Origin of the sequence: Streptomyces sp. NPDC048484, assembly GCF_040651415.1 — a bacterium.
In the GTDB taxonomy this organism is placed as follows: domain Bacteria; phylum Actinomycetota; class Actinomycetes; order Streptomycetales; family Streptomycetaceae; genus Streptomyces.
In genome coordinates this window covers 36,827-49,359 of record NZ_JBEZJY010000031.1, presented here as the reverse complement: position 1 = coordinate 49,359, position 12,533 = coordinate 36,827, and the positions used below count along the sequence as shown (strand labels likewise).

The following is a 12,533-nucleotide window of genomic DNA, read 5'->3' as shown; positions in this document are numbered from 1 at the left end:
TCACCCGACAACGCCCCATCGCGAAGCGGACGACGCCAGAGCCACGGGAGTGACTGCATGACCGACGGTCAGAAGACGAGCCGCCGCAGCCAGGCATGGTTCGGCGCACAGGGCCGCAGCGGGATGGTGTACCGCTCCTGGATGCGCAACCAGGGTTTCGGGCACGAGGTGTTCGACGGGCGTCCCGTCATCGGCGTCGCGACCAGTGCCTCCGAACTCGCCCCGTGCAACGCCCATCTGACACGCGTCGCCGAAGCCGTCAAGCGCGGCGTGTGGCAGGCGGGCGGCCTACCGCTCGTGTTCCCCACCATGGCCACCGGCGAGACCCTGATGCGCCCCACCGCCATGCTGTACCGCAACCTCATGGCCATGGAGGTCGAGGAGCTGATCCGGGCCAATCCGCTCGACGGTGTCGTGCTGCTGTCCGGCTGCGACAAGACGACCCCCGCCATGCTCATGGGCGCCGCCAGCGTCGACCTGCCCGCCGTCATGGTCACCGGCGGGCCGATGCTCAACGGCAAGTACCGGGGCCAGGACGTGGGATCCGGCACCCACGTGTGGAAGTTCGAGGAGGACCTGAAGACCGGCCGGATGACCGAGGAGGAGTGCTTCGTCGCGGAAGGGTGCATGGCCCGTTCGGAGGGGCACTGCATGACGATGGGGACCGCCTCGACGATGGCCTGCATGGCCGAGGCGCTCGGGATGCAGCTGCCGGGCTCGGCTGCCTGGCCCGCGGTCGACTCCCGGCGGATGGAAACCGCGCAGGCGGCGGGGCAGCGCATCGTACGGATGGTGGGGGAGGAGCTGCGCCCCTCGCAGATCATGACCCGGGAGGCGTTCGAGAACGCCATCCGGGTCAACGCGGCCATCGGCGGCTCCACGAACGCCATCATCCATCTCACCGCCATCGCCGGACGCCTCGGCGTCGAGTTGAGCCTGCGGGACTTCGACGACCTGGCCCGTGCGGTGCCGACCCTGGTCAACCTGATGCCGAGCGGCAAATACCTCATGGAAGACTTCTGCTACGCGGGCGGCCTGCCCGCCGTCATGGCCGAGCTGCTCAGCGGCGAGCTGCTGCACGGCGGACAGATCACGGTCACCGGACGCACCATCACCGAGAACACCGAGAACGCCGAACGCGTCGACTCCGACGTCATCACCGGCCTCGACGCCCCCTTCCAGCAGGCCGGCACCGGTATCGCCGTCCTCCGCGGCAACCTCTGCCCCGACGGCGCTGTGATCAAGCAGTCCGCCGCCTCACCGCACCTGCTCACCCACCGCGGCCCCGCGCGCGTCTTCGACTCCCCAGAGGCCTATCACGAGGTGGCCGACGACCCGGAACTCGACATCGACGAGAACACCGTCATCGTCATCCGCAACGCCGGCCCCAAGGGCTACCCGGGCATGCCCGAGGTCTCCAACGTCCCGCTGCCCGCCAAGCTGCTGAAGGCCGGCGTCAAGGACATGGTGCGCGTGTGCGACGGCCGGATGAGCGGCACCGGGTACGGGACGGTGGTCCTGCACGTAGCGCCCGAGGCCGCCGTCGGCGGACCTCTCGCCCTGGTGCGCGACGGGGACCCCGTCGTCCTCGACGTCCCGAACCGCATTCTGCGCCTGGACGTGGACGACGCCGAGCTCACGCGGCGCCGGGAGGCATGGAGGGCACCCGTTGAGCGGCACACCAGCGGCTACGCCTGGCTCTACACCCAGCATGTGGAACAGGCCGACCAGGGCGCCGACTTCGGTTTCCTGCGCGGAAGCCGTGGACACGAGGTCCCCCGCGACTCCCACTGAGTCCGCCCCGGGCGACCGCACCCCTCGAATCCAGGAGAGCATCGATCGTGGAATCGTCAGCAGCGCGCCCTCGTCCGGTCCTCACAGCCGGCTCCGTCCTGCCGGTGGACGCCGATCGAGCCGCCCTCGTCGCGCGCGTCCACGACCCGGAATGGGACGGACCGTGTGTGGCCGCGGTCCGCGGGGAGCAGGTCGTCGACCTGACGGCCGTCGCACCCACCGTCTCCGACCTCATGGAACGCGACGACGCGGCGGCAGTCGTCCGCGAGGCCGACGGCGGACACGTCTGGCGCCTGGACGAACTGCTCGCGGCACCGACCGGCCGCCGTGACGTTCCGCACCTGCTCGCCCCCGTCGACCTACAGGTGATCAAGGCCGCGGGCGTCACCTTCGCCCGGAGTCTGCTGGAACGCGTCATCGAAGAGCGCACGGGCGGCGATCCGGCGCAGGCCGCGAGAGTGCGGGCCCGCGTCGGGCAGGTGGTGGGCGGCACGCTCGACGGCATCCGTCCCGGATCGCCGGAAGCGGACAAGGCCAAGGAACTGCTCGTCTCCGAAGGACTGTGGTCGCAGTACCTGGAGGTCGGGATCGGGCCGGACCCGGAAGTGTTCACCAAGGCCCCGGTACTGTCCGCGGTCGGCACCGGCGCCGACATCGGCGTGCTCGGCGCCTCGGTGTGGAACAACCCCGAGCCCGAGGCAGTCCTCGTCGTGGACTCGCGCGGCCGGGTCCGCGGCGCGACGCTCGGTAACGACGTCAACCTCCGCGACATCGAGGGACGCAGCGCCCTGCTGCTGTCCCGTGCGAAGGACAACAACGCCTCATGCGCGATCGGCCCGTTCATCCGCGTGCTCGACGAGGGCTTCGACCTCGACACCGTACGCGGGCTCGACATCGACCTGCGGATCGACGGCCCGGACGGCTACGTACTGCACGGCAGCAGTTCCATGTGCGAGATCAGCCGCGACGTACTGGACCTGGTGGCCGCCACGCACGGTCCGCACCATCAATACCCGGACGGCTTCGTGTTGTTCACCGGAACGCTGTTCGCCCCCACCGAGGACCGACAGGCACCCGGCTCGGGCTTCACCCACGAGTACGGCGACATCGTGCGGATCTCCAGCCCGCGACTCGGCGCTCTGGCCAACACCGTCGTCCCCAGCGAGCAGGCCGCGCCGTGGACGTTCGGCGTACGAGCGCTGATGCGCAACCTCGCCCAGCGTGGCGTGCTGTGAGATGACGAAGACTCATACGGCGACCACCGCGTTCGTTCACCCGCAAGCCTCGCGATCCCGCACGCCCCGCGATCCCATGTGCGCAGCGCTGCCGCTGCCGCGACGTGCGCTGCGCACGCCCGGTTCATGCCCGGGCAACCGGCTCCTGCCCGATGATGGTGTGCAAGCGCCGCGTGTGATCCACGTGGCGCTCGGCTCCGGTCAACGTGACCCTGGCCGTCAGGCGCGGATCCGCGCTGGAAGCGGCCAACCGCACCTCCAGCTCGCCCGGTTCAACGACGCGCCGACCGTCGCGTCCGGTGAAGGAGGCCAGGTCGGCCGGGACCGTGACACGTAGGCGCCGTGCCTCGCCCGGTTTCAGTTCGACCCGGGCGTAGCCGACGAGGCGCTGCACCGGCTGGACGACGGAGGCAACCGGGTCGTGCAGATAGACCTGGACGACCTCGGTTCCGGACCGCCCGCCTGTGTTGCGGACGGTGAAGGCGAGGGTGAACTCGCCGTCCGTCGGGACCTCCTGGACGTCCACGGTCAGGTCTGTCCAGTCGAACCGCGTATAGGACAGACCGTGCCCGAAGGCGAACGCGGGGGTCGGGTCGATGTTGGACACCTCGCTGGCGTGAGCGAGCCGCGCCCCGAGGTACGTGGCCGGCTGGGATCCCGGCCCGCGCGGCACGCTGACCGGGAGACGTCCGGAGGGATTGGTACGGCCGCTGAGCACCCCGGCGATCGCGTGAGTGCCCTCCTCACCCGGGAAGAAGGACTGCACGATCGCAGCGGACTTCTCGACGGCGCGGCCGAGGGCGTAAGGCCGTCCCGCGAGCAGCACGGTGATCACGGGTGTCTGCAGGTCGAGCAGGGTGTCGAGCAGTTGCTGCTGCGCGCCGGGCAGCAGCAACGACTCGACGTCGCATCCCTCGCCGCTGGTGCCCCGGCCGAAGAGCCCCGCGCGGTCGCCGAGCACCACCAGGGCGACGTCGGCCTCGCGTGCCACCCGGGCGGCCTCGCCGATGCCGGAGAGATCTCCGTCGTCGATTCCGGTGCCGCGGGCGACCGTGATCTCGGCGTCGGGGAACTCTGCGGCGAGCGTGTCGCGCAGCGTGGGCAGCTCGATGCCGAGTGGGGTATCGGGGTGGCGGACGCCGATGTGCTGGGGGAAGGAGTAGCAGCCCAGTACGGCGATGGGCTCGTCGGCGTTGGGACCGAGCAGGGCGATGCGGCGTGGCCTCCCGAGCGGCAGGGTGCCGTCGTTGCTCAGCAGCACGACCGCTTCCTCGGCGACCGTGCGGGCCAGCGCGCGGTTCTGCGGACCGTCCAGGTCGATCCGACCGCGCAGGGCGGCCGGATCGTCGAGGTCCGCCCCGTCGAGCGCGGCCGGTACGGGGTTCCAGTCCGGGTCGAGCAGGCCGAGCATCGCCTTCTGGGTGAGTATCCGGCGCAGGGCGCGATCGACCAGCGCCTCCGGTGTGCGGCCGTCGGCGACGGCCTCGGCCAGGGGCGCGCCGTACGTCTTGACATTGGGCAGTTCGACGTCGATGCCCGCGCGCAGCGCCGTGCCGGCGGCGCCGGCCCAGTCCGCTGCGACGCCGTGCAGGGTCTTCAGGAAGGCGATGGCGAAGTAGTCGGCGACGACTGTGCCGTCGAAGCCCCACGTGTCCCGCAGCAGCCCGGTGAGCAGCTCCTCGTCGGCCGCGGAGGGCATGCCGTCGGTGTCGGTGTAGGCGTTCATCACCGACCGGGCGCCGCCTTCACGGATCGCCATCTCGAAGGGAGGCAGCAGAACGTCGGCGCGTTCACGCGGACCCACGGAGGAGGGGGCGAGGTTACGGCCGGCGCGCGAGGCCGAGTAGCCGACGAAGTGCTTGAGGGTGGCGACGATCCCGGCGGACTCAAGGCCCTGCACGTATGCCGTCCCGATGGTGCCGACGAGGTACGGGTCCTCGCCGATGGTCTCCTCGACCCGGCCCCAGCGGGCGTCGCGCACGACGTCCAGGACGGGCGCGAGTCCCTGGTGGACGCCGACGGCACGCATGTCGCGGCCGATGGCGGCGGCCATGCGCCGCACCGTGTCCGGATCGAAGGTGGCGCCCCAGGACAGCGGAACGGGGTAGGCCGTCGCCCCCCAGGCGGCGAAGCCGGCCAGGCACTCGTCATGCGCGAGAGCGGGGATGCCGAACCGGTTCGTGGCGGCGATACGGGTCTGGGTGCGGGCCAGGGAGAGCGCACCCAGGGCGGGGTCGACCGGGACCGTGCCGAAGGGCCGGGTCAGCTGGCCCAGTCCGGTGGGCAGGAGTGCGTCGAGATCGACGGCCTCCTCCATGTCGTGCTGGTGGGGGGCCACTTCGCCGCCCTGATCGGAGGCGCCCACCCACACTCCGTACAGCTGGGCGGTCTTCTCCTGAAGGGTCATCGCGTCGATCAGGGCGTCGACTCTCGCGGTGACGGAAACGGTGGGGTCGTTCCAGAGGGAGATCCCGGGGGTGTTGTCTACAGCCACGTTGTCGTTCACTTTCCTCCCACGCCCGTCAGCCCCTTGGCCAGGGCGCGACGGGCGAACAGGTAGACGAGCAGGATTCAGGGCGGGGCAGATCGCGTCCGGGACCCGGCCCGGCCCGGATCCGCTTCGCCCGCCCACCGGCCACGGCGTCAGTGTCGGTCAACGGCTGAATCCGGCGGTCAGACCGCTCAGCAACTGGCGGCGGCCGAACGCGTACAGCACCAGGAGGGGCAGTGTCGTGAGGACGACGGCGGCGAGAACGGCAGGTACGTTGACCCCGTACTGGCCCTGGAAGGTCCACAGCGCGAGTGGCAGGGTCCGGCGGTCGGGACTCTGAGTGAGGATCAGTGGCAGCAGGAACCCGTTCCAGATGGTCAGTGCGTTGAAGATGGTCACGGTGAGGATGGCCGGTCGGGTGAGTGGCGCCGCCAGCCGCCACAGTGTCGTCCATTCGGTGGCACCGTCGACCCGCATCGAGTCGAACAGCTCCTTGGGCACGTCGCGGATGAAGTTGGTGAGCACCAGGACGGACAGCGGGATGGCGAAGGCGATCGACGGGAGGATCAGCGCCAGCAGACTGTCGTACAGACGTAGTTTGATGATGATCAGGTAGACCGGGATCACCGTGGCCTGCAGCGGGATGGCCAGACCCATGAGGAACAGCCCGTTCATCGCGCGAAGGACCCGCATGCGCCGACCGCGAACGATCGCGTAGGCGGCCATGAAGGAGAACGCGACCGCCGGTATGACGGCTCCGGCGGTGACCACGACGCTGTTCACGAAGTAGCGAAGGAAGTCGGACTCGATGACCAGCCGGTAGTTCTCCAGTGTCGGATCGCCCGACGGCACCAGCGGGTTGCTCGCGTAGTAGCGGTCCTGGGCCTTGAAGCTGGTGATGAGGGACCAGTACAGGGGTACGGCGACGACGACGAGCCAGATCCATCCGGCCAGGCCGCCGGCCCAGTTGCGTCGGCGGGACGCCGGACGGGAGTGGCGTTGCCCCTCGCGGTGTGCGGTCTTCTGCGGTGGTCGCGGCTCGGTGAGTGTGGTGGTCACCTCAGGCCCCCTCAAGTTGGCTCGCGCCGGCGTCCCGGCCCCCGAGCCGGCGCAGCAGCAGCGCGAGGGCCAGGCCCACCAGGACCAGGATGACCGCGATGGCGCTGGCCGGCCCCATCAGGCTGGCCTTGAATCCCCGCTTGTACATGTCCAGTGCGAGGACCCGGGTGGCGTCGCCGGGGCCGCCCTCGGTCAGGATGAAGATGAGGTCGAAGAAGGTCAGCGACCCGACCACCATCAGCGTGGACGAGGTGATGATGGTGTACTTCAGTTGGGGCAGCGTGATGCTGAAGAACTGCCGGATCCGTCCGGCCCCGTCCAACTGGGCTGCTTCATAGAGGGACTTGGGGATCTGCTGGACACCACCCTGGTAGATCAGGGAGTGGAACGGGATGAACTGCCAGGAGACGACGAAGACGACGAGTCCGAACGCGAGCCCGGGCCGTCCCAGCCAGTCCTGGCTGAGCACCTCGATCTTCAGCCCGGCACCGAGCCCGAAGTTGGGGTCCAGCAGGGCTTTGTAGGCGATCGCGATCGCCGCGGAGCTGAGCATCAACGGGACGAAGTACACGACGCCCAGCACCGCACGGTAGCGCTGGCGGCCTGCCATGAACGTACCGAGCAGAATACTCAGCGGCGTCTGAACGGCCCAGGACACGGCCATCACCAGAAACGTCACCCAGAGGGCGTGCGGCAGCCCGGGATCGTTGAGAACCGCACGCCAGCTGGTCAGCCCCGACAGGTGGATCGCACCGATCCCGTCCCACGTGGTGAAGCTCAGCGCGAAGACACCGACGAGCGGGATCACGGCGAAGCCGACGAAGAGCACCAGCGCCGGCACCGCCAGCCACGGCAGGATGCTGCGCGGTGCGCGGCGCGGCGGATGGCCGGTGATTGAGCTCATTTGCCGGTGACCGCGTTCAGGTTGCGGGCGAACTGCTGCGGTGAGATGGACAGTTGGAACAACTTGACGATGTTTTCCAGCATGGCCTCGGCCGGCGTCGGAGTGAGGGCTTGGTCCCAGGACTGGCCGAACACCTTGGCCTTGGTGGCGACGTCGTAGGTGAACTGCAGGAAGTCGGCGCTCTTGGAGGCGGCCAGCAGTTTCTCCGTGCCCAGTCGGATCGGAACCGACCCGTTGTCGATCCACTTCTTCACCTCGGCGTCCTGGAGGACGCCTGTGGCGAGGAAGTCCTTGGCGACCTTCTTCTGTTTGGCGCTGGCCTTCGAGGAGATGGACAGGTACTGAGCGGGGTTGCCGACGGTGTTGCTCGGATCGCCCTTGCCGCCTTCGACGGGCGGGAAATTCATGTAGCCCAGCGCGCCGCTGGGGACGAAGTCCCCGCCCCTGGCCTGCTGGATGCCGTACGACCAGGCGCCGTGCAGCATCATCGCGGCCTTGCCGGTGTACAGCAGCGCCTGGTCGGCGTTGGAGTCCGCGGTGATCGAGGAGAAGCCCTTGATGAAGCCGCGGGCCTTGACCAGCTCCTGCACCTTGGTCAGCGCGGTGATGGCGTCCGGGTTGGACCAGGCGTTCTTCTCGCCCTCGATGACGGCCTGGAACAACTCCGGACCACCGATGCGATCGAACAGGAACTCCAGCCACATCATGTTCGTCCACTGGGACTGGCCACCGAGGGAGAACGGCGCTATGTCCTTCGCGTTGAACTTGGGCACCAGCTCCATGATGTCGTCCCAGGACTTCGGTGGCTGCACGCCGACCTGCTCGAAGACCTTCTTGTTGTAGTAGAGGATGATCGGCTGCACGGTCTCGCACGGCATCGCGTAGATCTTGCCGCTGACGGTTGCCGCGGCGAACGAGGACGGGAGCAGCCCCTTCTTGACCTCGGAGTGCTCGCCGAACCACGAGGTGAGGTCCTCGACCTGGCCCGCTTTCACATAGGTGCGCAGCGTCCCGCCGCCCCAGCCCCAGATGAGGGTGGGCGCCTTGCCGGCACCGATGGAGGTTTTGATCTTCGCCTTGTACGCGTCGTTCTGGAAGGTGAAGTCCTCGATCTGCTCCTTGGAGTGGGCCTTGTTGAACGCATCCACCGCGCCGGCTCTGACGCCTTCCTGCGGTTGACCGTTCAGGTACCAGTACGTGGCCCCACTACCGCTCTTGCCGGGGCCGGACGAGCCACAGGCCGCCAGGGCCGCCGAGGCCGGCACGCCGGCGGCAAGACCGAGGAGAGTACGTCGGGAGAGCGCCATGTTCTTCTCCGCACCCGAGAGCCATCGGCTTCTCGTGAGTCATGGTGAAAGGTTTTCGAAACATCCTTCTCCGAGCTCTGTCCGTGCAAATTAAGTTTCGGGCTGACGCCGTGTCAAGACTCGTGCGTGCACGTTGTCGAGCTGCAACCAGCTGCGTAATATCGGGCGAGAACGACTCCTGAAGAACCTTGGCAGGGACCGAAACATTTCGAAATGGGCTGGCTGAAAGCGGGGGTGATGCGATGACTGCGGCGGACACGCTGTCGGTGCAGGTCCTGCCGCGCAGGCAGGACCCGGTGCCGCCCGTACCGGACCGGGTCGATGCCCTCCTGGCTGAGACGACGGTGGTGGGCAGGGCCGCGCAGTTCGGCAGCCGGCCCGCTGTGCCCAGGTACGGCTGGAGCCGGGCGCAAGCGCATGCGCACGGGTCGGCGTGCATGTCGGTCGGACCGCGTGCAACCGGACGCGGTCCTACCCAGATCGTCGGACGTGTCGAGGCCGAGGAGCTCGTCGGCGCCTCCCATGACGAGCCCGGTGCCGGGTTGCCGTACGGTTGACCGGTTCCACCCGCCTTGCCGGCCCGACCGGCGGCTCACCACACCGGTGGACGTACAAGCTGGGAGGAACCGATGCGACCGAACGCCAGGCGCACCACTTTGGCGGACATCGCCCAAGTGGCTGGGGTCTCCGTCGCGACCGTGTCCAAAGTGGTCAACGGTCGCGGTGACGTGGCGCCGCATACCCGCACCCGGGTGCAGGAACTGCTGCATCAGCACCACTACCTCGCACCCGTGTTCCGGCACACCGAGGCCGTCGAAAGCCCGACCATCGAGGTGCAGTTCCAGGGCGGCCTCAAGTCGTACGTGGCCGAGACCCTGGAAGGCATCATCGACTCCGCCGCTGAATTGAGGGCCTCGGTGGTGATCAGCAAGGCGTCCCACGCCCCACACTGGGCCCGGGACCTGGTCTCAGCCGGGCGCCGCGCAGTCATCGCGATCACCAGCGTGTACACCACAACGCACCTGAACGAACTGGCCCGTTCCGGGCTGCCGCTGGTCGTGCTGGACCCACTGCACCTGCCGGACAGCCGGGTCCACAGCGTCGGGGCGACCAACTTCGCCGGCGGCCTGGCCGCGACCCGGCACCTGCTCTCCCTGGGCCACCGCCGCGTCGCCTACATCGGCGGACCGGCCATGGCCGTATGCAACCAGGCACGCGTGCACGGCTACCGCGCGGCCATGGAGGCGGAAGAAGCGCAGGTACCCGACGCCTATGTCCGGCCCGGAGAATTCACGTTCGAGACCGGGCTGCTCGGCGCCACGGCGCTACTGGGCCTGCACGAGCCACCGACGGCGATCTTCGCAGGCAACGACGAGATCGCCGTCGGTGTCATCGAGACCGCCCGCGCCCGAGGCCTGCGCATCCCTGAAGACCTGAGCGTGGTCGGCTTCGACGACACGAGCCTCGCCCCGATGGCCTCACCGCCGCTGACCACCGTGCGCCAGCCACTACGGGAGATGGGCGGTGCAGCCCTGCGCACCGCCCTCCGACTGGCCAACGGCGAAAAGGTCGAGTCCCACCACATCGAACTCGCCACCGAACTCGTGGTACGCGCCTCAACGGCACCGCCGCGCGAAGGGACTTCAGCGCGCAGGTAGTGGCCAGGTGCCGACCTGGAGGCTGACCGCGGCCCGGTGGAGATCGGTGTGGGTGTCGATCCCGTCGATGACCGCTGTCTCGTCTGCTGCCATGCTGGTGTGTGCTGCCCTTCCAGCGGCTTCGCCGCACTCGTGTGCCGGGCCACCAAGGGACGGCAGACCTGCGACCGGCCTGTGAGCCGTCTGCCGCTGACCTCGCTGACGGCGGACCCGGCCCGAGCCGAAGTGGGTCGACCAGTCGTCACCCCTCCGCGCGGACGCGATCCGCGATGCCTACTGTCAGAGCCTCCGCCTGGTCCTCGAGGTTCCATTTCCCGTCGCGGTAGGCGTGGTTGCTGATCCAGAACACGAGGACGCCGTCGCGCAGGGACCGGCTCAGGAGCCCCAGGGACCAGTCGTTGCCACCGTCGTGCCAGGCGAGAGGGCCGTCCGGGGTGTCACGGATGCTCCAGCCGTATCCGTACGAGTTCTCTGTTCCCGGCTCTGGTACGCGAGGTTCGAAGAGCTTCTCCCTGGCCCACGCCGGCAGGATCCTGTCACCGAGGAGTGCGCGGTGCCAACGGAGCATGTCCTGGGCGGTGGAGAGCATCCCGCCGTTGCCGCGCAGGTTCCAGTACGGTCCGTCGGCGGCCCAGGGGTGGTCGAAGGGTCTGCCCATGCTGCGGCCCTTGCTGTCGTACTCCACCGCAACGAGGTGCAGCGGCCAGCGGGGCAGCACATATCCGGTCTGCTCCATCCCGGCCGGGGCGAACAGGTGCCGGGCCAGGAACCGTTCGTACGTCTCCCCGGACGCCTCCTCGACGATCGCGGCGAGCAGGCTGTAGCCGGTGTTGGAGTAGTGGAATTCCTTGGCCGGGGCGGACCGCAGCTTCGACGCCAGGGCCCGGCGCACCAACTCCTCCCGTGACAAAGGGTCGTAGTCGTCGCCGAGCGCCTCGGTCAGGCCCGACCTGTGGGTGAGCAGGTGCTCGATCGTGATGCCGCGTTTGTCCTCGGGCACGGGCCGCCCGTGTCCGAGGAACCGGCTGATCGGATCACTCACCCGGAGCCGGCCCATCACCTCCAGCTTCACGATCGCGGCCGCGGTGAACTGCTTCGTGATCGACATGACGTCGTACACGGTCCGGCAGCTCGCGGGGGTTCCGGCGGCGCGGTCCGCTGCTCCGAACCCGCCGCAGTACGCGAGCCGGTCGCCGCGGGCGGCGATCACGGTGCCACTGGGCCCGGCGGGCAGGGTACGGCGGAGAAAGTCGGCGACCGACTCGCCGTCACGGGGCTGGGACTTCGGGGTGCGCGCCGGCGACGCACCGGCACCGGGTTCTTCGGCGCATCCGCCGAGCATCAGCAGAACACCGAGGGCAGTGGCGATGGCCGTACGGCGGTGGTGGCGGCGATGACGAGACGCAGTCGTGCCCATACATCCTCCAACGTCGGGAATGGGCTCCGAGGTTGACCGCCGCTCTCGCCGTTCCTCAAGCCGTTATGGTGTTCGAGCTTGTGCGAGCCCGTGTACGTCCAGGTCAACAGGGGGACCATGATGACCACAGCACCGCCCACACCGCCGGACACCGACGCGGTCGCCTTCGTGGCGGCGCTCCGACGCCTCAAGGCGTGGTCGGGCCTCAGCTACCGCCAACTGGAACGCCGCGCGACGGAAGCGGGCCACGCTCTGCCCTACTCCACGGCGGCGACCATGCTCGGCAGGGACCGGCTGCCCCGCGAGCAGTTGGTCGCCGCGTTTGTGGCGGCCTGCGGGGTGCGGTCGGACGAGGCGGAGGCGTGGTTGGACGCACGCGTGACCATCGCGTGCGGGCGGCCCGCCGAGACCAGGCGCACGACACGGAACAGAAGGTTCTGGCAGCCCCGTTGGGCGCTCGCCGGCGCCGTGGCACTCGCCACCGCGTTCCTCGGTGGGGCATCGGCGGTCGGCGCCTTCACCGATGACGTCGAGGTCGACGTCGAGGAGACACGAACCTCGCTTCATCTGCCCGGTTGAGGAGGGTGGGCGGCGATGTGGGCAGTCCCCGTCCGGCCGCGGTCCAGCACCTTCTCGCCGGGCAGGACGCGCTGCCCGTGCAGTTCGCG

10 protein-coding genes are annotated in these 12,533 nt (G+C 69.1%); 5 read left to right on the top strand and 5 right to left on the bottom strand.

The window, feature by feature from the left end; genetic code table 11:
• Window positions 1-57: 57 nt before the first annotated feature.
• Window positions 58-1,794 (top strand): IlvD/Edd family dehydratase, encoded by a 1,737-nt coding sequence (locus tag AB0D14_RS28640; protein WP_362784592.1) that lies wholly within the window; start codon window positions 58-60, stop codon window positions 1,792-1,794.
• A 47-nt stretch (window positions 1,795-1,841) separates the two neighbouring features.
• Complete coding sequence (locus AB0D14_RS28635) at window positions 1,842-3,029, top strand: fumarylacetoacetate hydrolase family protein (protein WP_362784590.1); 1,188 nt, start codon at window positions 1,842-1,844, stop codon at window positions 3,027-3,029.
• Between the two features lie 124 nt (window positions 3,030-3,153).
• On the opposite strand, the gene AB0D14_RS28630 is transcribed toward AB0D14_RS28635, so the two are convergent.
• From AB0D14_RS28630 to AB0D14_RS28615, 4 genes are all read right to left on the bottom strand, one after another.
• Window positions 3,154-5,535, bottom strand: a complete 2,382-nt coding sequence (locus AB0D14_RS28630; protein ID WP_362784587.1) for a glycoside hydrolase family 3 N-terminal domain-containing protein — start codon at window positions 5,533-5,535, stop codon at window positions 3,154-3,156.
• A 147-nt stretch (window positions 5,536-5,682) separates the two neighbouring features.
• On the bottom strand, window positions 5,683-6,579 hold the full coding sequence (locus AB0D14_RS28625) for a carbohydrate ABC transporter permease (protein ID WP_362784585.1): 897 nt from the start codon (window positions 6,577-6,579) through the stop codon (window positions 5,683-5,685).
• A 1-nt stretch (window position 6,580) separates the two neighbouring features.
• Window positions 6,581-7,483 carry a sugar ABC transporter permease gene (locus AB0D14_RS28620; RefSeq protein WP_362784582.1) on the bottom strand — a complete coding sequence of 301 codons (903 nt, stop codon included), beginning with the start codon at window positions 7,481-7,483 and terminating at the stop codon, window positions 6,581-6,583.
• Entirely contained in the window at window positions 7,480-8,790 is a 1,311-nt protein-coding gene (locus AB0D14_RS28615; protein ID WP_362784579.1) for an extracellular solute-binding protein, read from the bottom strand. Before AB0D14_RS28615 ends, AB0D14_RS28620 begins: the two co-directional genes overlap by 4 nt.
• 242 nt (window positions 8,791-9,032) lie before the next feature.
• On the opposite strand from AB0D14_RS28615, the gene AB0D14_RS28610 reads away from it, so the two are divergent.
• Together AB0D14_RS28610 and AB0D14_RS28605 are read left to right on the top strand one after the other, a co-directional pair.
• Complete coding sequence (locus AB0D14_RS28610) at window positions 9,033-9,347, top strand: hypothetical protein (RefSeq protein ID WP_362784577.1); 315 nt, start codon at window positions 9,033-9,035, stop codon at window positions 9,345-9,347.
• Window positions 9,348-9,419: 72 nt separating this feature from the next.
• Window positions 9,420-10,448: a substrate-binding domain-containing protein gene (locus AB0D14_RS28605; protein ID WP_362784575.1), complete on the top strand. Its 1,029-nt coding sequence runs from the start codon at window positions 9,420-9,422 to the stop codon at window positions 10,446-10,448.
• Window positions 10,449-10,689: 241 nt separating this feature from the next.
• Here the strand turns inward: AB0D14_RS28605 and AB0D14_RS28600 are convergent, their stop codons facing one another.
• Window positions 10,690-11,865 (bottom strand): serine hydrolase domain-containing protein, encoded by a 1,176-nt coding sequence (locus tag AB0D14_RS28600; protein WP_362784573.1) that lies wholly within the window; start codon window positions 11,863-11,865, stop codon window positions 10,690-10,692.
• A gap of 78 nt (window positions 11,866-11,943) precedes the next feature.
• On the opposite strand from AB0D14_RS28600, the gene AB0D14_RS28595 reads away from it, so the two are divergent.
• Window positions 11,944-12,444 (top strand): hypothetical protein, encoded by a 501-nt coding sequence (locus AB0D14_RS28595; RefSeq protein WP_362784570.1) that lies wholly within the window; start codon window positions 11,944-11,946, stop codon window positions 12,442-12,444.
• Window positions 12,445-12,533: the final 89 nt, after the last annotated feature.